We start from the raw sequence: 18,483 nt of genomic DNA, 5'->3' as shown, positions 1-18,483 counted from the left end.
CCTCCGTGATGGGGCCTGTGATCCGCCGACGATGCCCCGGATCGACAGGCTTGTGCAGCCTCGCCACGACCGTGCCGTTGTGGATTATATCGGATCACGACATAAATGCGGTCGTGAGGAAGGGAGGCCTGGATGATCGGCGGGGAGGAAGGGGAGCGCGGGGGTGAGAGGCCGTTGCGCCGTGCGCTGCGGGATTTCAGCGCTGATCGGCGGGTCCTGACGCTGGCCGGCATGGCTGTCGTCACCGGCACGGCCGCGAGCGTCACCGCCTGGATCCTGCTCACGCTCATCGGCCTTGTGACCAATCTCGCGTGGTATGGCCGCTTCGATACCGCTCTGACCTCCCTGGCCGGCGCGACGCCGGGGCCCTGGATGGTGGCGATCCCGGTGATCGGGGCGCTGATCGTCGGCGCCATGGCGCGCTACGGCTCGGAGAAGATCCGCGGCCACGGGATCCCGGAGGCGATGGAGGCGATCCTGATCGGCGGGAGCCGGATGTCGCCCAAGGTGGCCGTGCTCAAGCCGCTCTCCTCGGCGGTGGCGATCGGCACCGGCGGCCCGTTCGGCGCCGAGGGGCCGATCATCGTGACGGGCGGCGCGGTCGGCTCGCTCTTCGCCCAGTTCTTCCATCTCAGCGCCGCCGAGCGGAAGACCCTGCTGGTGGCGGGCGCGGCGGCGGGCATGACCGCCATCTTCGGGACGCCCGTGGCGGCCGTGCTGCTCGCCGTCGAAGTCCTGCTGTTCGAGTGGCGGCCGCGGAGCCTCGTCCCGGTGACCGTCGGGGCGGTCACGGCGGCCTGCTGGCGGCCGGCCCTGTTCGGCGCCGGCCCGCTGTTTCCCTTCGCCGACAATCCGGCCCTGCCCTGGTGGGGGCTTCCCGCCTGCGCGCTGCTCGGCGTCGCCTGCGGCCTGATCTCCGGCGCGCTGACCCGGGCACTCTACGCGCTGGAGGACGGGTTCGGGCGGCTTCCCATCCACTGGATGTGGTGGCCCGCCCTCGGCGCCGTCGTGGTCGGCCTGGGCGGCCTCGCGGAGCCCCGGGCGCTCGGCGTCGGCTACGACGTGATCCACGACCTGCTCTCCGGCCACATGCTGGCGAGCGCCGTGGTGCTGATCCTGGGGGTGAAGGCGGTGATCTGGCTCGCCGCCCTGTCGTCGGGCACGTCCGGAGGCGTGCTCGCGCCGCTGCTGATCCTTGGCGGCGCCGTCGGCTGGCTGATCGGCCTGCTCCTGCCCGGCGCCCACGGCTTCTGGGCGCTGCTCGGCATGGCGGCGATGCTCGGCGGCACGCTGCCGGCGCCCCTCACCGGCGTCGTCTTCGCCGTCGAGGTGACCGGCGACGTCGCCGCCCTGGCGCCCCTGCTCGCCGCCACCATGGCGGCCTACGCGGTGACCGTGCTCCTCCTCAAGCGCTCGATCCTGACCGAGAAGATCGCCCGGCGCGGGCAGCACGTCACCCGGGAATACGGGATCGATCCCTACGATCTGGCCCGGGTCGAGGCGGTGATGACCCGCACCGTCGAGACCCTGGACGCGGACCTGCCCCTGGCCGAGGCTCTCGCCGCCATCGAGACCGGCCTCCACCACGCCTACCCGGTGGTCGACGGCGCGGGTCGGCCGGTGGGCCTCGTCTCGCGCAAAGACGCCCTGCGCTGGACCCTCGAAGTGCGCGAGGGTGAGACGGAGGCGGGCACCCTCGGCGAGCGCGTCTCCGACGCCGATCTGGCCGTCGTCCATCCGGGCGACGTGGTCTCGCACGCCCTCGACGTGATGCTGTCGGCCGGGCAGGGCCGCCTGCCGGTCACCGATCCGCAGACCGGCAGCCTCGTCGGGCTCCTGACCCGCAAGGACCTGCTTCAGGTGCGCGCCACCGTGGTGCGGGCCGAAGCCGAGCGCCGCGCGTTCTACCGGAAGGGGCGGGGTGAGCGGCGCGCACGGATGGAGGCATGACCATGGAGCCGCGCCTTCCTGGCCGGACCACCCGCCTCGACCAGCTCGGGCCGGGCAGCTGCTACCTGATCGCCGGCCCGGACGGGCCTGATCTCGCCCTCGTCGTCCTGCGTGACGGACGGCGGGAGGCCCTGCTGCTGAACCGGCGTCACGAGGCCGACGGCCACCTGCGGATCGTCTCTGAGATCGCCCCCGACGCCGACGTGCTGGCGCTGCGGGGCGCTTTCCTGGCGCCCAGCGGTGCCCTCGCGGACATCGCCGTCGGCCACGCCGCCCTCGCTCCGGCTGCGCTCCATCTCGGTGACGGCCGCGCGTATCTGTGCGGCTGCGACAGGGACGGCCGGCTGGCCGCCTTCGATGTCGGGAGCGGCCGGGTCAGCGCGATGGATCCCGGCGACCTGCCGCGGGCAAGCCGCTGGCGCGTGATGGTGCCGGAGGGGAACGGGGTCGTGACGGTCTACGCGGCGGAGCCGGCCTGAACGCCTGCCGCGGGTTGGCTCAGCGCAGGAAGGTCGGTGCGACCCACCATGCAGGGTGGGCGGTGCGCAGGGCTGCGGCGGCCCGCACGGCCGCGCGACGGTCGGCGAACAGCGCGAACACGGTCGCACCCGAGCCCGACATCCGCGCGAGGCGGCAGCCCTGGCCGCGGAGGGCCTTGAGCGCGTCGCCGATCACCGGCGCCACGGTCAGAGCCGGCGCCTCCAGATCGTTGCGGGCCCCGGCCAGGGCTTCCAGCAGCGCGCCGGTCGCCATGTCTTGCGGGATCGTCGGATGCGGCGCGCCCGGGAGATCCTGGCCGGCGGCGAGGCCCAGCGCCTTGAAGACCGGTGCGGTGGGCACCGGAACGCCGGGATTGATCAGCACCGCGGGCAGCGGCGCGAGCCCGAGGGCCGGGCCGATCTCCTCGCCGGCCCCGCGCATCATCCGGGCCCGCGGGACGAGGCAGACCGGCACGTCGGCGCCGGTCTCGCGCGCCACCGCGCCGACGGCCTCGTGGTCGAGGGACAGCCCGTTGAGGCGCGCCAGCAGCCGCAGGGCCGCGGCGGCGTCGGAGGAGCCGCCGCCGATCCCCGCCGCGACCGGCAGGCGCTTCACCAGATGGAAAGCGCCCACGCGCAGCCCCGGCACCCGCGCGGCGAGCCCCCGGGCGGCCCGGAGGACGAGGTTGTCGTCCGTGGGACCGGCCGGGCCGGCGGTGGGCCCGCTGACGGTCAGGCCCAGCGGGGCAGCGGGATCCAGCGTCAGGCGGTCGGCAGTCCCCGCGAAGGCGACGAGGCTCTCAAGCACGTGGTAGCCGTCGCCGACGCGGCGGCCGAGGACGTGGAGCGTCAGGTTGACCTTGGCGGGGGCGCGATCGGCGAGAAGGGGCACGGGGTCTCGGTCGGGTCGTGGCGGTTTGTCCCGAGGCTCTACAGCCTCGCGGACCAGAACAACAGCTCAGCGGGTGTCTCCGCCGAACGCCCCGTGCGGCCGATAGGGCAGGGCGTCGCCCACGCGGATCGCGGTCAGATCCTCGGCGAGTTCGACCAGCCCGTCGCTTCCCGCAAGGCCCGACAGAGCTCCGCCGGGCGCCGGCACGGCCTCAGGCAGACCGTCCGGGCCGGCGCGCAGGCAGACGCGCAGATATTCGCGCCGCCCGGGACGCTTCTCGCGGGCGAAGCCGCTGCGGACCGCCATCTCGGGCGCCGTGTCGTGTGCCCCGGAGAGATGCAGGACCAGGGGACGCAGCACCGCAAGGGCGGTCACGTAGGCAGCGGCCGGATTGCCCGGCAGGCCGATGAAGGGCGTGCCGGCCACGGTTCCGAGTGCCACCGGGCGACCGGGCTTGATCGCCAGCCGCCAGAAGGTCAGCGCGCCCGAAGCCTCGACCGCGGCGCGGACGTGATCCTCCTCGCCGACGGAGACGCCCCCCGATGTCAGGATCAGGTCGTGGGACGCGGCGGCGCCCGCGATGCGCGCCCGCAGAGGCCCCGGCTCGTCGCGCAGGATGCCGAGATCGACCGGGTTGGTGCCGAGCCGTTTCAGGAGCGCGGCGAGCATCGGCCGGTTGGCGTCGAAAATGCCGGCCGGCGACAGCGGCTGGCCGGGCGGCGTCAGCTCGTCACCGGTGGAGAACAACGCGACCGTCAGGGGCTTCCGCAGGGGCAGCGCGGGCATGCCGCAGGCGGCGGCGAGCGCGATGTGCTGCGGCCCGAGGCGGGTCCCGGCGCGGATCACGATGCTGCCGCGGGCGACGTCCTCGCCGGCCCGCCGCCGGTTGGAGCCCGGTAGCAGGCCCTCGGGCAGGACAACGGTACCGCCCTCGATCCGCACGTCCTCCTGCATGGCGACGGTGTCGGTCCCCGGAGGCATCGGCGCCCCGGTGAAGATCCGAACCACCGCGCCCGGATCCGGATCGGCGGCCGGATGGCCGGCCGGCACGCGTCCGCCGATGGGCAGGCGCGTTTCGCCCTCGACCGCGAGATCGCCGGCCCGCAGGGCGTAGCCGTCCACCGCGGCGTTGTCGAAGGGGGGCAGATCGAGCGGCGCGATCAGGTTCTCCGCGAGGACCCGGCCATCCGCACCCGCGAGCGGAACCGTCTCGATTCCGGACAGGACCGGAAGCCGCGCCCGGATCAGCGCCACCGCGTCGGCGACCCGCATCGGCGCGGGTGCGGCGTCGAAGCAGTCGGGGCTCAGGCGGCCCATGGCGCTGCGGGCTCAGACGGGGGCGGGCGGGTCGGCACAGGCGGCCTCGCGGGCTGGGACGAGTCGCCTTGCGGCATCGGCGCCGCGCGATCAAGCCCGGGCCTTGGTCCCGACAGGTCAGATCCTCTAGGCTCCCGCGCATCATGGCGTTTCCCGAATCCGTCTCTGTCGCGCTTCCCTGCCAGCGCCACCTGTTCGAGATGCCTGCCGACATCTGCTATCTCGACGCGGCGGCGTGGTCGCCGCTTCCGCGGGCCGTGCGCGAGGCGGGCGAAGCGGGAATTCTGGTCAAGAGCCGACCCTGGGACCATCCCCGCGCGGTGGTCCCGGCTTGGGCCGAGCGGGCGCGCGCAGCGGCCGCCCGGCTGATCGGGGCCGGCGCGGACGATATCGCGATCGTCGGCGCGGTCAGCCACGCCATGGCGGTGGCCGCGCACAACCTGACTTTGAGACCGGGCGGGCGCCTGCTGCGCGTGGCCGACGAGTTTCCGTCCCTGCGTTTCGCCTTCGACCGCCTGGCCGAGCGACAGGGCCTCGTGGTTGAGGAGATCCCGCGCCCTTCGGACGGAGACTGGACCGAAGCCATCGCGGCCGCGATCACGCGGCCGGGTGCCGCGCCGCTCGCCCTCGCCACCCTGACCCCGCTGCACTGGACCGATGGCAGCCTGATCGACCTCGACCGTCTCGCCCCCCTGGTCCATGCGGCGGGCGCGGCCCTGGTGATCGACGCGACGCAGGCCGTGGGCGCCGTTCCGGTGAGCGTCGCCCGGTGGCGCCCCGATTTCCTGGCCTTCCCCACCTACAAATGGACCCTCGGTCCCTATGGCCTCGCCTTCCTGTACGCGGCGCCGCACCGGCAGGACGGGGCGGCCATCGAGGAGAATGTCGGCAACCGGCCGCCGGCCGTCGGCGCACGCCGCTACGACCGGGGCGAACTCTACGATCCGGTGGCGTTGTCCATGGCCGTAGCCGGGCTGGAGCTGATCGCCGAATGGCGCGTGCCGGCCATCGCCGCCCGCCTGCGCGGGCTGACAGACCGCTTGGCGAACGGGGTCGCCGCGTTCGGCCTGACGCCGATGCCGGCGGCCTTGCGGGCACCGCACATCCTGGGATTGCGGCCGCCTGCGGGGATGCCGACCGATCTCGTCGGGCGCCTGCACCAGGACAAGGTCTTCGTCAGCGAGCGCTCCGGCGCCCTGCGCATCAGCCCGCATGTCTGGGCGAACGACGACGATCTCACGCGCTGCATTGCCGCACTGCGCGCCGCGTGCCAGGGCGTCATCTGAGACCGATCGGGCGCGGATCCTTCGACGCGTGCGCAGAGCCGGAGGAATGCGGATGCTGCGCCACCGGCCGGCTCTCGATGACGGTGCCGGAACACCGTCGGCGCGCCCATACGGAGACTGTCCACACCCACATGCCCGATTCGATGCCGCGTCCCGGTGATTGGCTCCGGATCCCGGGTCCCGGCCGTCGCCGCCTGCCCGGACCGATGCGCGCCGTCCTCTCCGGGCGGTTCGCCGTGATCCTGTCAGGCGAACTGATCCAGAGCCTGTTCCACTTCCTCCTGAACATCCTGCTGGTGCGCGAACTCGGCGCGCACGATTACGGCTTGTTCGCCATCGTCTTCGCGGTCGGTGCGGTCGGCATCACCTATATCCGGGCCCTGGTCGCGGTCCCGGCGACGATCCACGTCGCCCGGAGCCTGGGGCGGCCCGCGGCGCTCGGCTACGACGTGATGTTCGGCTCGGGGGCGGTGCTCGTCTCGGGCGTCATGGCGACCGGCGTCGGCTTGGTGCTGATCCCGGTGATCGGCCTCGGCGCGCTCGCGGCGGGAGCCTTCGTGGGCCTCTACGCCTTCCGCAGCTATCTGCGGATCGTGCTTCTCGCCCGCGGCCGTCCCCGGATCGCCGGCCTGAGCGATCTGGTCTACGCGGTCTGCGGCGGTCTCCTGGTCGCCCGCTGGCTGAACGGCGAGGGCACGGCGCTCCTGGATCGGGCCTTCGCGGCGATCGCACTCGCCCACGCGATCGCGATCGCCGTGGCGTACGGGGCACTCCGCGAGCGGATCCGCTTCTCCCTCCACGCGCGGGCACGGGCGCGCTACCGGGCGATCTGGCGGACCCTCGCTTGGTCTCTGGCCGGCGTCACCAGCCTGACCGTGCAGGGGCAGGGGCTGACCCTGCTGCTGGCGCTCCTGGCCGGGCCTGCCGCCTACGCGCCGATCGCCGCCACGATCGTGCTCTATGCGCCGCTGCGCATCCCGGCGAGCGCGCTGCTGAACATGATCCTGCCGGAGATCAGCCGGCTGCTCGCGGCCGGGCAGGTCGACGCCGCACGCCGGCTCGTCATCCGCAACGGGATCCTGCTCGGCAGCGCCTGTCTCGCCTATGGAGCGCTGATGGCGGCCGCCCTGCCGCTGATCGAGGACATCCTGTTCAAGGGGCGGTTCGCCGACCAGCCGATGGGCTGGATCGGGCTCGGCGTCTGGGCGGTGGTGACCGTGTCGCTGCTCTACGCGATCCCGCGGGCCTATCTGGAGGCCTCCGCGGCGTTCCGGACCATCACGGCGGGTGCGGTGGCGAGCGCCGCCCTCGGCATGGCCGTGATGGTGCCGGTGCTGCTGCTGCTGATGCCTCCCGCCACGGCGCTCGTCGGCCTGCTGTCCTCCGAGGTGGCCACGCTGGTCTGGTCGGTCTCGGCCTTTCGGACGCTGGCCCGGCATCCGAGGCCGGCGCGGCCCGTCGGCGTCCTGTGAAGGGCGCGGCGGCGGCGCTCAGCGGAGGGAGAGCAGGATGGGCGCCAGTTTCCGCAGCGCGGGCGTCTTGCTGTAGATCCAGAGCGGGTTGTGCTGGACGACGTGGGTGCACAGGCCGCGCTTGAAGTCGAAGACGGGACGGTTCACCGCCGGATCGATGCCGCCGAAATCGAAGACGCGGCAGCCTTCCGCCTTCGCTCGTTCCACGAAGCGCCAGACGGCGAGGGTGGCGGCGCCCGTCGCCCGGGCCCGCGCGTTCGAGGCCGTGTAGAAATCCGTGCAGCGCGTGTCCGACAGATGCGCGATGCGCACGAGGATGCGCTCTCCCTTCTCGCGGACGTCGAGGAAGAGCAGGTGCTCGTCCTCAGCCGCGATGTCCCGGTAGGCCTTCGGCTGCAGCGTCGTGGCGAAACCCTTGCGCTCCCGCAGGGCCGCGAACATCGCGGTGAAATCGTCGAAGGCCGACAGGCGCTCGGCTCGGTCTGTCAGGAAATGCGTCGTGACCTCGGTGTTGCGCTCCACCTTGCGCAGGGCCTTGCGCCAGCGCTGCTCCATACCGGCCTGGATGGCGTCGAGATCCTGCGTCAGGTCGAGTTCGAGAGTGTGATCGTGGGCGCCGATCACCGGGGTGAAGCCATGCATCAGGAGAGCCAGCGTCGCATCCCGGGTCTCGAACTGCTCGTAGTCGATGGCGAGGATGTCGAGCCGACCGAGGGCGAGGTGATCGATGAACGCCGCGAACACCGCCTCCGCGCGGTGTGTCCCGGCCTGGGTCAGCAAGGGGCCGCCTTGGACGTGGATGAACCGCGCCGGCCCCTTGCGACGGGTCTGCCACTGGATGAAGGCGAGATCCGCGCCGTCGCCGGTCACCACCGCGCGCCGCACCGCCAATCCGCGCCGCACCTTGTAGGCGCCCCAGGGACTGCCGCAATAGATGTTGGCGCCCGGGCAAGCCCAGATCCGTCTGTCCCAGTCCAGGGCATCCGCAGTCTCCTGAACTGCGAGCTTGGCTGCCATGTCGCTCCTCGTCCTGCCCAGGCAGGGTTGTCCGCGCTGCACGCTCATCGATCAGGCGCGGTCGCATTGCATCCTTGCGCCGCCGATCGTCCACAGGGTGACTGCCGCACTGCGCGCCGAATCCCCGTCGTGTCCAGCGGGCCTTCGAGGCCTCGGGGCGAATCCGCGAAGCGGTGGACGACCGTCAGTTGCCGTATGGTCCGCCCCGCCCCGCGCGGCTGCGGCGCTCGGCCCCGATCGCTGAGGGCGAGCCCGGTCCCACGACCGGCTCCGTCGCCGGATTGGAACCGAGGCGAATGCGAGGACGCCGGCTCTAAGCTGCCGGGCGGGCCGGAACGTCCGCGGCGCGCGCGGCATCCGTCGCCCGCGGGCGGCGCAGCGTCGTCCGGACGATCGCCTCGATACCCTCGGCCGCCGAGGCTTCGGAGAACAGGCTCTCGTAGCGTGCCCGCGCCGCACGGCCGAAATCGCGCCAGCGCGCCGGGTCAGCGACCAGATCCGCCAGCACGGCGGCGATCGGCTCCGGGCCGCCCGACGGAACGATCCAACCGGTCTTCCCGGCCTCCACCACCTCCGGAAGGCCGCCGATGGCGGTGACGAGCGGCGGAACGCCGTAGGACATCGCCTCGATCGCCACGCGGCCGAGGGATTCCGGTCGCTGCGACGGCATCGTGACCACGTCGGCCCAGCGGTAGAGCGCCGCGGGATCGGCGACGAACGGCGCGAGGGTGACCTGATCGGCGAGACCCGCCTCGGCGATCCGCTTCACCAGGGCCTGCTCGCGGGCGTCATCCTCGAAGGCGCTGCCGACGATGCGCACCTGGATCCGCTGGCGCACGGGTTCGGGCAGCGAGGCGAGGGCCTCCACGAGGACGTCCTGTCCCTTGATCCGGCTGATCCGGCCGAGCATCAGCACCCGAAGCGGCCGAGACCCGTCATACGCAGGCCGGTTCGGCTCCGCCGGACCGGCGATGCCGTTATAGACGACGCGGGCTGTGGTCCCGTGGGGCAGGGCGTAGGTTCGCTCGGTGGCCCGCGAGTTGAACACCACGTTGGCGCCGCTCCAGCGGATCAGACCACGCAGGACCTTCAGCACAACGCCTTCGGGGATCTCGTGGACATGCACGATGCTCCGGCCGGGCGCGAGCCGGGCGGCCAGCAGATAGTCGGCCACCACGGTGGTGTTGATGTAGACGAGGTCGCTCGCGCGGATGCGACGCAACGCACGGATTATGGCGATGGGCAGCGTCAACAGACCCAGAGTTGCGAGGCGCGCCAGATTCTTGCGCCGCAGGATCCAGAGCGGTGCGATGACGATGTCGTTGGCGAACGGCTCCAGCCCGGCGACGATCGGCCCGCGCCGCGGGAGCACCACGTCGATCCGCGCGGTGGGATGGGCGGCCCGGATGGTCCGGACGGTCTCGATGAAGCAGCGATCCGAGCCGTACAACTCGAAGCCCTGATGGACGCAGGTGATCCGCAGACGCGACGTGGCGTCGCCCTCCGCGCGCATGGCGGCTGCGAAGGCGCGATCGTCGTCGCTGACGCGACCCGACTTGAATCCTGGGCTATCAACCATAAGTCTATTTCTGAATTTTTACAGCAACTAGCGGTTGTAATCGCAGGGCGCCGTGACTGTATCCTCGGGCTTTACAATAGGGGCCCTTAATTGGGAAGGAAGGTCCATGGCTGACCGCGCACCGAAACTACTTATTCTTGGCACGCGCGGAATTCCGGCTGCGCATGGCGGCTTCGAGACTTTTGCCGAACGTCTGGCGCTGTTCTTGGCCGGTCGCGGATGGCAGGTCGGGGTGTACTGTCAGCGCGACGTCGAGACGGTGCGGGAGCGCATTTCGACTCGCCTCTGGAACGGCGTCGAACTGATCACCGTGGAGACCGGCCTGAGCGGCCCTGCCGCGACTCTCGCCTTCGACGCCATCTGCACGCACCATGCGGCGACACGCGGCGGCGTGTGCCTGGTGCTCGGGTACAACGGTGCAGTGTTCCTGCCCTACCTGCGGGCGCGCGGCGGACGGATCGTGACGAACATGGACGGCATCGAGTGGCGCCGTCCGAAATGGTCGCTGCCCGTCCGCGCCTTCTTCTATGTCAGCGAGTGGATCGCCGCGTGGTCCTCGCAGCGGTTGGTGGCCGACCATCCCGGGATCGCCGACCATCTCGCCCGACGCCGACCGCGCGCGGCCATCACGACCATTCCGTATGGCGGCGACCCTCCGGCCGAAACCGGACCGCCGCCCCTCGGGCTCGAGCCCGATCGCTACCTCATTTCGATCGCTCGCATCGAGCCGGACAACAACATCCTGACGCTCGTCGAGGCGTTCTCACGCCGCGCCCGGGGCATGCGGCTGGTCGTCCTCGGCACGCTGAATGTCGGCAACCCGTACCACCGCGCCGTGGAGGATGCCGCCTCGCCCGAGGTGCTGTTCCCCGGCGCCATCTATGAGCCCGAGCAGGTTCAGGCCCTTCGGGTTCATGCGCGGGCCTATCTCCACGGTCACACCGTGGGCGGCACCAACCCGTCGCTGGTCGAGGCGCTGTGGGCAGGCAACGCCGTGATCGCCCACGACAATCCGTTCAACCGGGGCACGGCCGGCGACGATCAGTTCTACTTCTCGGATCGGGACAGCTGCGCCGCAGCGATCGCGCATGTCCTCGCCGACGAGGCCGCGGTCGCGGCGGCCCGCAAGGCCGCACGGCGGCGCGCCGAGCGCTTCCGCTGGGACGACGTGCTGGCCTCCTATGAGGACACGCTGCGCCGGGTCGGCGGCTACCCGCCGGCGCCAGACGTCTCGGCCACCGAACCCGGCGCCGTTCTCGTCGGCGCCGCAGCCGGTCCGGAATGGTAGGCCCAAGCCGGCGCTCCCTGCTCGTCGGTGCCCTCGCAGCGGCGGGGGCGCGACCCGTCCGAGCGACGCCTGCGCCCATCGCGTTGCGTCGGGGCATCGCCCTGTGGCCGTGGTTCTCGCTGACCACCGAATATCCGCCTCCGCGGACCGACTATGCCTGGCCGCCCTTCCAGGCCGGCCGGCCGATACCCACGCCCCGCGACCTGGGGCAGCTCGCCGATCTCGGCTTCGACTTCGTGCGACTGCCCCTCGATCCCGGACCCTTCGTGGCCTTCACGGGCACGCGGCGCACCGAACTGTTCGATGCGCTCTCCGCCGCCATCGATGCGATCCTGGCGGCCGGGCTGCGCGTCGTGGTCAATGTCCAGGCCAATGCCGCGACTCACCATTACACGCCCGACGCGTTCTACGGTTCGGACCGGGCGCCGCTGTTCTCCGCCTATCGCGACCTCGTCGGCGCCCTCGCGCGCCTGTGTGCCCGGAAGGATGCCGGCCAAGTGGCCCTGGAACCGGTGAACGAGCCGCCGCAGGCCTGCGGCGCGCTCGCCTGGAATCGGGTCCAGAACAGGCTCCTCGAGGCGGCCCGGGCGGCGGCACCGGCGCTGACCCTGGTGGCGACGGGATCCTGCGGCAGTCTCGTCGCCGGCCTGACCGCGCTCGATCCGGGCACCCTCGCGCGGTTTTCGCCGCTGCTCTTCACGTTCCACTTCTACGAGCCGTACCTGTTCTCCCATCAGGGGGCGACGTGGCTTACAGAGGAGCCGTTCTATCGCTGGCTCACGGCGGTTCCCTGGCCCGGGACGCGCGGCACGCTGCGGGAGACGCTGGCGGCGATCGAGGCGCGCATGGACGCGGACCGCACGGTGACGCAGGCCGAGAAGGCGCGCGATCGGGCGGTGATTGAAGCGAAGCTGCGCGACTATTTCGAGGCCGCGCCCGGCCCCGCCTACATCGCCGACGCGATGGCGCCGGTTTCGACCTGGGCGGACCTCTACGGCATCGCCCCGGGACACGTTCTGATGGGCGAGTTCGGGGCCCTGCGCACCGATGCCCGGTTCACGGCGTCCCGGGCTCCGGACCGGGCCGCCTATATCCGCGACGTCCGGATGGCGGCCGAGACGAATGGGTTCGCCTGGTCGTTCTGGAATCTCTTCGACGGCCTCGGCTTCATGGACGACGCGCACGTCGCCGATCCCGCCCTCGTCGCAGCGCTCGGGCTCCGGAGCCGGTCCTGAAACGGCCGCCGATTGGGCCGCTCTTCGCTCCCAATCAGACGCGCCCCCGGGCGGGGAGGGGCGGGAACAGCACGATGAGCATCAGGGCGAACTTGGCGAGCAGGGTGGTCTTGCCGGCCAAGCCCTCGAAGGTGTTCACCAGGATCACGAAGGCCAGGATCGGCAGCCAGACCCCGCGCCGACAGTCCCGCGCGACCTCCGCAAGGTAGAGCCCCACCGCGATCACCAGCACCGCCGTCACCAGGATGCCGTGATAGAGCACGGCCGAGATGATCGAATTCTCGATACCCCATTCCAGCCCGTAGATCCGGCGCAGGGTGTTCACCTGCAGGAAGTCGGGGCCGAGCAGGAGCTGCCGGAACGGGATCGCGTCGAAGACCGAGAGCATGTCGACCCGGGCCTTGGCGCTGCCGCCGTCCGAGACGAACCGGTCCAGGAGGGTGTCGAAGAAGCCGGCAGCGGCCAGGATAGCGACCAGAACCGGCAGCAGGGTGAGGGCGAAGCAGGCACCGGCGGCCGCCGCCAGCGGAATGCGGCCGGTGCGCAGGGTGCGGTTCAGGGCCACGAGGCCCACGCCGCTCCCGAGAACCAGTGTCGTGACGGTGGCCGAGCGACCGCCGAACGTGACGAGGGCGACCAGCTGGAGGCCGATCATCGCGGCGCGGGCCATCGGCACCAGCCGGCCACCACCCTTGGCGAGCGCCAGGATGTAGCAGGCCGTCAAGGTCGCGTTGGCCAGCGGATGCCCCTGCAACGCCGCCGAGCGGGTGTCGGATTCGAACGCGACGCCGTCGAACCGATAGGGGAAGAACCGCTGGCCGCTCGCCAGTTCGAACAGGCCGAGCAGGGCGTTGGCGAGCATGACCGCGTGGAAGACGGTCTCGAGCCGGCCGAGCGTGGCGGCGTCGCGGTCCATCAGCAGGATCGGGATGAGGCCGGCGAGCACGAAGGTATCGATCGAGCCGGCGAGGCCCGCGCCGCCCCGGGCCGCGATCAGCGCGAGGAGCGCCACGCCGCAGGCGGCCAGGAGCACGCTGGCCGGGCGTCGGTTCAGCGCGCCTGCCACCGGGATCACGGGATTGCCCGCCCGCACCAGCGTCCAGCCGATCAGGATTACCGCCAGATAGGTGGCCGGGTGGATCTTGGAGGCGGCCGAGCCGGTGATCCCCTCGTAGTTGAGCCCCAGCACCCACAGAAGGCCGCCGGAGACCCCGACGAGGAGGAGGGCCCAGAGCGACAGCGCCGCCGCTTCCACCCGCAGAAGGACCCGCAGAACCGGACCCGGGCGCGCCACCGCGGCGCGGCGGCGCGCGACGGCGGTCTGCCGGAGGGTCCTCACGCGGTGCGCCGGGTGAGGAGCAGGGAGCCGGAGACCGGTCGGCCGAGGGCCTCCGACGTGTCGACGAGGTCGATCAGATCGCGCTGGCGCGTCGCACCGTTGCAGGCGACCAGCAGCAGCCGGTCCGCGGCGGCGGCCAGAGGGCCGAGCCGCAGATTCTCGGTCAGCACGCCGCCATCCACGATCACGAGGTCGAAGCGTCCTTTCACGCCTGCAATGAAGCGCTCGATGTTGGCGGGTGTCAGGGCGTCGCGCAGGGGCTTCACCGTATCGCCGAGTCCGATCCGGCGGGCACCGGAGGCCGGGTCGGTCTGCGTCACGGCGTTGAGGCTCTGCTCGCCGCGCAGCACGTCGAGCAGGCCGCCGGTGCCGGAGCCGTCGGATCGCAGATCGGCATCGATCCGCAAAACCCGGTCGCCGCGCCCGACCGCCACGGCGGCGAGCAGCGCGATCACGGCCCGGCGCTCCGCATCGTCGGATTCGCCCGAAGTCACGAGCAGCGCCAGGGAGCGGCCGCGGCTGCTTGAGGTCGCGGCGAGGTGATCGAGCGTCATGCTCGCCGCGCTCGCGCTCGCGCCGCCCGGCCGCAGGCCGGGCAGCACCGCGACGACCGGGGCGTTCGACAGGCGCTCCAACTGCCGGGACGAGAGCACGGTCGGCGCGAGGTATTCCCGCGTCAGCGCGAGACCAGCGCCGAGGCCAAGGCCGCCGGCGAGGGCGGCGGCGACCAGGATCAGGCGCGGTGGCCAGCTCGGATCCTGCGGCGGCCGCGCCGCGGTGATGATCCGCGCGTTCGAGCTGTCGATGCTGGTCTGCTCCTTGATCTCCCGGGCGCGGACCAGGAAGGCGTTGTAGACCGAGCGCGCCGCGTCGACCTCCCGCTCCAGCTCGCGCTGCTGCACCGACGACTGGGCGTTGACCGCCGATTGCCGCTGCAGGCGCTCCAGCTCCGCCGCGAGGGTCCGTTCGTTGGCCTGGGCCCGCTGGGACTCGGTCTCGGCGGCGCCCGCGATCCGGTTCAGCTCGGCGTCGATCAGCCGGCGGACGTCCTGCATCTGCGTGCGCACGGCGGCGATGAACGGGTGGCGCTCGCCGAGATTGGTGCGGAGGTCCGCCTCCTTGGCCGCGAGTTCCGCGTACTGGCCGCGGAGCCGGTCGATCACTGAGGACTGGACGGCTTCCGGCATCGCTCCGGACCCGATCGCCTGCCCGCGCGCGTCGCGGATCCCCTGAAGGCGCGCCTTGGCCTCGGCGGTCCGAGCCCGTGCCGCGACAAGCCGCGCATTCAGGTCGGTGAGTTGCTGCTCGTTCACCAGCCGGCCGCTGGAGGCGATGAGGCCGTTGCGCGCCTTGTAATCCTCCAGTTTCTTGTCGGCGGTGTTCACGGCGTTCCGCAGCTCGTCGAGGCGCCCGCGCAGATCGCCCGCGGCGCGCTTGGCGGCGTCCGAGCGGGCCTCGGTCTGGTCCGTCAGGTAGGCGCCCGCGATGGCATTGACGATCCGCGCCGAGAGATCGGGATCGGTCGTGGTGACGACCAGATCGATCACGAACACCTTGTCGGCGCGCTTGACCGCGAGCCGGCGTCGCAGCTGGTCGAGGGCGCGGCCGCGCGCATCGGCGCGGCGTTCCGGTCTCGGCCCGGTCAGCATCTCGCGAAGGGACGCCAACGCACGGGCGACGCCGCTCTCCTGCGGAACGCCGAAGCCCGGCACCCGCTCGAGGCCGGCCTGATCGACCGCCCGCCCCAGGACGGCGTCCGACTCGATCACCTTCACCTGGCTCTCGACCTGCGCGATGCCACCATCCGGCGACAATGCGGCGGGATTGACGTCGTTGGTGACGACCTGACGGTCCCGGGGATCGATCAGGATCTGTCCCGTGGCCGTGTAGAGCGACGGCGTGATCAGGGCATAGGCCAGCACGGTGAGTCCGAGCAGCAGCGCCGTTCCGAAGACCAGCCACTTGCGCCGCCACAGGATCCGCCACAGGTCGCCCAGCTCGGCCGTCGTGTCCGGACGGTTCGGGCCCGGACGCTCGGGATGAGCCGGCTGCACGGGGGCGAGCCACGTCGCGACAGCGATGTTATGGTCGATCTGTGCCACGATCGGTCACCGTCGTCTCAATCCTGGTCGGTCCCTCGCGGGCGCCTTCTCTACTGCAAGAGTCGCGCAGTCTGCGGACAATGTATCGGGCCCCCGATCAGCGCCTCAATCGCGCGGATGACTGGGGGCATGGTAAACAATCGGCACGCGGCGCGGTCCCGGATGACTGCGTCGTTCCGATTGTTGCTACAGCATGTCGGTGGCGCGCGGCTCGCACACGTCGCCGCATCGCGGGGGTCTGTCGGCAGGCCGACCTAGCCGGCTCGCCAGCCACGCAAAGATGGCGCCTTCGTGCTGCGGCTTTTACCGATATGGAGCGCCATCGGCGTGGATAACCGCTGCGGCATACTCTATTATCCCATCGGATAAATTGTATTGATCACGTGTCGACGTAGCATTGTCTGACTTCGCGGCCTGCGATCCAATTTTGGGTGCGCTCTTATGCAGACAGCCAGCTTCGAGGACCGGGCCGGTGGGCGGCGCGATGTCAGTGCCCATCTGCGTCGGATCGCGGACGTGACCGGGGTGCCGGTCGCGGCCTTCTTCGGGACTCCGGCATCGCGCCCGCTGGCCGATCTCATCGAGCTGATCCGCCTGTGGCAGTCGGTCGCCGACGAGGAGGGCCGCATCGAGATTCTCGCGGTGGCCCGGGCCCGAGCGGCCGGCGCGAAAGACGGCGGAGCGGCGCCGGCCTGAAGCGACGAGCTGCGGTTTTTGGTACGCACGGCCCTGGCGGGATCGGGTCAGGACCGCTACATGATGACAGCGGGGCTGCAGAGTTCGTCAGGAGCACTATCCCCGGGGCCTTATCGACTCCCTCGGGAGCTGTCCCTGGCCTCGTCCCTGGACTTGGCCAACACGGCGCCCACCTACGCTGTAGGTTTCCCGGGATCGATCCTCCAACGGCTCACGTGGCTCCGCACCCGACCCCTCCCCAGGCCAGCGCCGAAGCTCCGGACGTCGCCCGAAAGGCGGAACTCCGCCGCGCGGCGCTCGCAGCCCGCGACGCCCTCGATCCCGCGGCTCGGCAGGCCGCCTCGGCGGCGATCGGACGCGCGCTGCTCGCGCTGCCCGAGCTTGCCCAGGCCCGTCTGGTGGGGGCCTTCTGGCCGATCCGCAGCGAAGTCGATCCCCGCCCCGCCGTCGAGGGCCTGCGCGCCCGCGCCCAGGCCGTGGCCCTGCCGCACGTCACGCCGGACGGCCTGGTGTTCCGCGAATGGCGCGTCGGCGACGACCTGATCGCCGGCCGATTCGGTCTCAGCGAGCCCGATCCTTCGCTTCCGCCGGTGGAGCCCGACGCGCTGATCGTCCCGCTCGCCGCCTTCGACCGGACCGGTCAGCGTATCGGATACGGCCGCGGCTACTATGACGGCGCGATCGCGCGCCTCTCCCGGACCTGTCCGGTCCTGACCGTCGGCATCGGCTTCGCCGCCCAGGAGGTGGAGCGGGTGCCGGCCGAGCCGCACGACCGACCCCTCCAGTTCGTGATCACCGAGTCCGGCGTGATCCGCTGCGACAGGACCGCCTGACCCATGCGCCTGCTCTTTCTCGGCGACGTCGTCGGGCGCTCGGGCCGCACCGTCGTGTGCGAGCGCCTGCCGCGCCTGCGTGAGCGGTGGCGCCTCGACTGCGTGGTGGTGAACGGCGAGAACGCGGCCGGCGGCTTCGGCATCTCCGAGGCCATCTGCGACGAACTGATCCAGGCCGGTGCCGATGCGGTGACGCTGGGCAATCACAGTTTCGACCAGCGCGAGGCGATGGTCTTCATCGCCCGCCAGCCACGCCTGGTGCGGCCGGCGAACTATCCCCCGGGTACGCCGGGCCGCGGCGCGACCGTCGTGGAGACGCAGGGAGGCGCCCGCGTCCTCGTCGTCAATGTGATGGGCCGCGTCTTCCTCGACCCGATGGACGATCCGTTCACGGCCGTGGAGCGGGAACTCACCGCCTGCCCCCTCGGCGCGGCGGCCGACGCCGTGATCGTCGACGTCCATGCCGAGGCGACGAGCGAGAAGCAGGCCTTCGGTCATTACCTCGACGGGCGGGCGAGCCTCGTCGTCGGGACGCACACGCACACGCCCACCGCGGACCACCGGATCCTGCCGGGTGGCACGGCCTACATGTCGGATGCCGGCATGTGCGGCGATTACGATTCGGTGATCGGCATGCAGAAGGACGAGCCGATCCGGCGCATGATCCAGAAGACGCCGGGCTCCCGATGGGAGGTCGCGGTCGGTGAGGGCACCCTGAGCGGCATCGCGGTGGAGACGGATGCGCGCGGCCTCGCCACGCGGGTCGCAGCCCTCCGCCTCGGGCCGAATCTGGAGGAAAGCTGGCCGCAATTCTGGGATTAGCGTCCCGTCCGGTTCTGCGGATGCCGGTTCGGCTTAGGACGAGGCGGCGGTCTTAAGCCTTTTGTGCGTCGCCGGTCCCGAAGGGGGTGGGCATAGCTTCCCGCTGACCTTCGCGAGACTTGATCGCGTGCGGGCCTACCCCCACAGTGCCCACGATCGGCGCCGGCATCCGGCTG

Annotated in this window: 15 protein-coding genes and 1 other RNA gene; 10 read left to right on the top strand and 6 right to left on the bottom strand. The window is 71.6% G+C overall.

The window, feature by feature from the left end; translation table 11 throughout:
• Positions 1-132 precede the first annotated feature (132 nt).
• The gene (locus tag GGQ91_RS01525; RefSeq protein ID WP_182591216.1) at positions 133-1,950 is read left to right on the top strand and encodes a chloride channel protein; all 1,818 of its coding nucleotides are present in this window, start codon (positions 133-135) and stop codon (positions 1,948-1,950) included.
• Positions 1,947-2,429, top strand: a complete 483-nt coding sequence (locus tag GGQ91_RS01520; RefSeq protein ID WP_182591215.1) for a hypothetical protein — start codon at positions 1,947-1,949, stop codon at positions 2,427-2,429. The genes GGQ91_RS01525 and GGQ91_RS01520 overlap by 4 nt, the downstream gene beginning before the upstream one ends.
• A 19-nt stretch (positions 2,430-2,448) precedes the next feature.
• On the opposite strand, the gene GGQ91_RS01515 is transcribed toward GGQ91_RS01520, so the two are convergent.
• Both GGQ91_RS01515 and GGQ91_RS01510 read right to left on the bottom strand, forming a co-directional pair.
• Positions 2,449-3,321, bottom strand: coding sequence for a 4-(cytidine 5'-diphospho)-2-C-methyl-D-erythritol kinase (locus tag GGQ91_RS01515; protein ID WP_043382624.1), 873 nt, complete (start codon positions 3,319-3,321; stop codon positions 2,449-2,451).
• 66 nt (positions 3,322-3,387) lie between these two features.
• Positions 3,388-4,638 (bottom strand): molybdopterin molybdotransferase MoeA, encoded by a 1,251-nt coding sequence (locus tag GGQ91_RS01510; RefSeq protein WP_053611107.1) that lies wholly within the window; start codon positions 4,636-4,638, stop codon positions 3,388-3,390.
• A gap of 143 nt (positions 4,639-4,781) precedes the next feature.
• On the opposite strand from GGQ91_RS01510, the gene GGQ91_RS01505 reads away from it, so the two are divergent.
• Together GGQ91_RS01505 and GGQ91_RS01500 are read left to right on the top strand one after the other, a co-directional pair.
• Positions 4,782-5,924 carry an aminotransferase class V-fold PLP-dependent enzyme gene (locus GGQ91_RS01505; RefSeq protein ID WP_053611108.1) on the top strand — a complete coding sequence of 381 codons (1,143 nt, stop codon included), beginning with the start codon at positions 4,782-4,784 and terminating at the stop codon, positions 5,922-5,924.
• Positions 5,925-6,130: 206 nt separating this feature from the next.
• On the top strand, positions 6,131-7,396 hold the full coding sequence (locus tag GGQ91_RS01500; RefSeq protein ID WP_043761720.1) for an MATE family efflux transporter: 1,266 nt from the start codon (positions 6,131-6,133) through the stop codon (positions 7,394-7,396).
• Between the two features lie 18 nt (positions 7,397-7,414).
• Here GGQ91_RS01500 and GGQ91_RS01495 read toward each other — a convergent pair whose 3' ends face one another.
• Both GGQ91_RS01495 and GGQ91_RS01490 read right to left on the bottom strand, forming a co-directional pair.
• Positions 7,415-8,413, bottom strand: a complete 999-nt coding sequence (locus tag GGQ91_RS01495; protein WP_182591214.1) for a lipid II:glycine glycyltransferase FemX — start codon at positions 8,411-8,413, stop codon at positions 7,415-7,417.
• Between the two features lie 313 nt (positions 8,414-8,726).
• Positions 8,727-9,992: a glycosyltransferase family 4 protein gene (locus GGQ91_RS01490; RefSeq protein WP_078947351.1), complete on the bottom strand. Its 1,266-nt coding sequence runs from the start codon at positions 9,990-9,992 to the stop codon at positions 8,727-8,729.
• 106 nt (positions 9,993-10,098) lie between these two features.
• Here GGQ91_RS01490 and GGQ91_RS01485 point away from each other — a divergent pair, with 106 nt between their 5' ends.
• Positions 10,099-11,280 carry a DUF1972 domain-containing protein gene (locus GGQ91_RS01485; protein WP_182591213.1) on the top strand — a complete coding sequence of 394 codons (1,182 nt, stop codon included), beginning with the start codon at positions 10,099-10,101 and terminating at the stop codon, positions 11,278-11,280.
• On the top strand, positions 11,274-12,515 hold the full coding sequence (locus GGQ91_RS01480) for a glycoside hydrolase family 5 protein (protein ID WP_182591212.1): 1,242 nt from the start codon (positions 11,274-11,276) through the stop codon (positions 12,513-12,515). Before GGQ91_RS01485 ends, GGQ91_RS01480 begins: the two co-directional genes overlap by 7 nt.
• 34 nt (positions 12,516-12,549) lie before the next feature.
• Here GGQ91_RS01480 and GGQ91_RS01475 read toward each other — a convergent pair whose 3' ends face one another.
• The gene (locus GGQ91_RS01475; RefSeq protein ID WP_182591211.1) at positions 12,550-13,854 is read right to left on the bottom strand and encodes a VpsF family polysaccharide biosynthesis protein; all 1,305 of its coding nucleotides are present in this window, start codon (positions 13,852-13,854) and stop codon (positions 12,550-12,552) included.
• Positions 13,851-15,956, bottom strand: coding sequence for a Wzz/FepE/Etk N-terminal domain-containing protein (locus GGQ91_RS01470; protein ID WP_182591210.1), 2,106 nt, complete (start codon positions 15,954-15,956; stop codon positions 13,851-13,853). Before GGQ91_RS01470 ends, GGQ91_RS01475 begins: the two co-directional genes overlap by 4 nt.
• 441 nt (positions 15,957-16,397) lie before the next feature.
• On the opposite strand from GGQ91_RS01470, the gene GGQ91_RS01465 reads away from it, so the two are divergent.
• The 4 genes from GGQ91_RS01465 (at position 16,398) to GGQ91_RS01450 (ending at position 18,307) form a co-directional block, all read left to right on the top strand.
• Positions 16,398-16,652, top strand: coding sequence for a hypothetical protein (locus GGQ91_RS01465; RefSeq protein ID WP_043760305.1), 255 nt, complete (start codon positions 16,398-16,400; stop codon positions 16,650-16,652).
• A 69-nt stretch (positions 16,653-16,721) separates the two neighbouring features.
• A non-coding RNA gene (gene ssrS / locus GGQ91_RS01460) (6S RNA) lies at positions 16,722-16,878 on the top strand.
• On the top strand, positions 16,868-17,485 hold the full coding sequence (locus GGQ91_RS01455; RefSeq protein WP_053611112.1) for a 5-formyltetrahydrofolate cyclo-ligase: 618 nt from the start codon (positions 16,868-16,870) through the stop codon (positions 17,483-17,485). Before ssrS ends, GGQ91_RS01455 begins: the two co-directional genes overlap by 11 nt.
• A 3-nt stretch (positions 17,486-17,488) precedes the next feature.
• On the top strand, positions 17,489-18,307 hold the full coding sequence (locus GGQ91_RS01450) for a TIGR00282 family metallophosphoesterase (RefSeq protein ID WP_043382652.1): 819 nt from the start codon (positions 17,489-17,491) through the stop codon (positions 18,305-18,307).
• The last annotated feature ends 176 nt before the right edge of the window (positions 18,308-18,483 follow it).

This window comes from Methylobacterium fujisawaense (assembly GCF_014138435.1).
Taxonomy (GTDB): domain Bacteria; phylum Pseudomonadota; class Alphaproteobacteria; order Rhizobiales; family Beijerinckiaceae; genus Methylobacterium; species Methylobacterium fujisawaense.
Note: the sequence above shows the minus strand (reverse complement) of the source record. Positions and strands in the feature narration are given on the sequence as shown.

What these genes read in the sequence shown, in the direction of transcription:
- GGQ91_RS01525 (WP_182591216.1), top strand. Translation starts at nt 133, where the DNA reads ATGATCGGCGGGGAGGAAGGGGAGCGCGGGGGTGAGAGGCCGTTGCGC.
- GGQ91_RS01520 (WP_182591215.1), top strand. Translation starts at nt 1,947, where the DNA reads ATGACCATGGAGCCGCGCCTTCCTGGCCGGACCACCCGCCTCGACCAG.
- GGQ91_RS01510 (WP_053611107.1), bottom strand. Translation starts at nt 4,638, where the DNA reads ATGGGCCGCCTGAGCCCCGACTGCTTCGACGCCGCACCCGCGCCGATG.
- GGQ91_RS01505 (WP_053611108.1), top strand. Translation starts at nt 4,782, where the DNA reads ATGGCGTTTCCCGAATCCGTCTCTGTCGCGCTTCCCTGCCAGCGCCAC.
- GGQ91_RS01500 (WP_043761720.1), top strand. Translation starts at nt 6,131, where the DNA reads ATGCGCGCCGTCCTCTCCGGGCGGTTCGCCGTGATCCTGTCAGGCGAA.
- GGQ91_RS01495 (WP_182591214.1), bottom strand. Translation starts at nt 8,413, where the DNA reads ATGGCAGCCAAGCTCGCAGTTCAGGAGACTGCGGATGCCCTGGACTGG.
- GGQ91_RS01490 (WP_078947351.1), bottom strand. Translation starts at nt 9,992, where the DNA reads ATGGTTGATAGCCCAGGATTCAAGTCGGGTCGCGTCAGCGACGACGAT.
- GGQ91_RS01485 (WP_182591213.1), top strand. Translation starts at nt 10,099, where the DNA reads ATGGCTGACCGCGCACCGAAACTACTTATTCTTGGCACGCGCGGAATT.
- GGQ91_RS01480 (WP_182591212.1), top strand. Translation starts at nt 11,274, where the DNA reads ATGGTAGGCCCAAGCCGGCGCTCCCTGCTCGTCGGTGCCCTCGCAGCG.
- GGQ91_RS01465 (WP_043760305.1), top strand. Translation starts at nt 16,398, where the DNA reads ATGCAGACAGCCAGCTTCGAGGACCGGGCCGGTGGGCGGCGCGATGTC.
- GGQ91_RS01450 (WP_043382652.1), top strand. Translation starts at nt 17,489, where the DNA reads ATGCGCCTGCTCTTTCTCGGCGACGTCGTCGGGCGCTCGGGCCGCACC.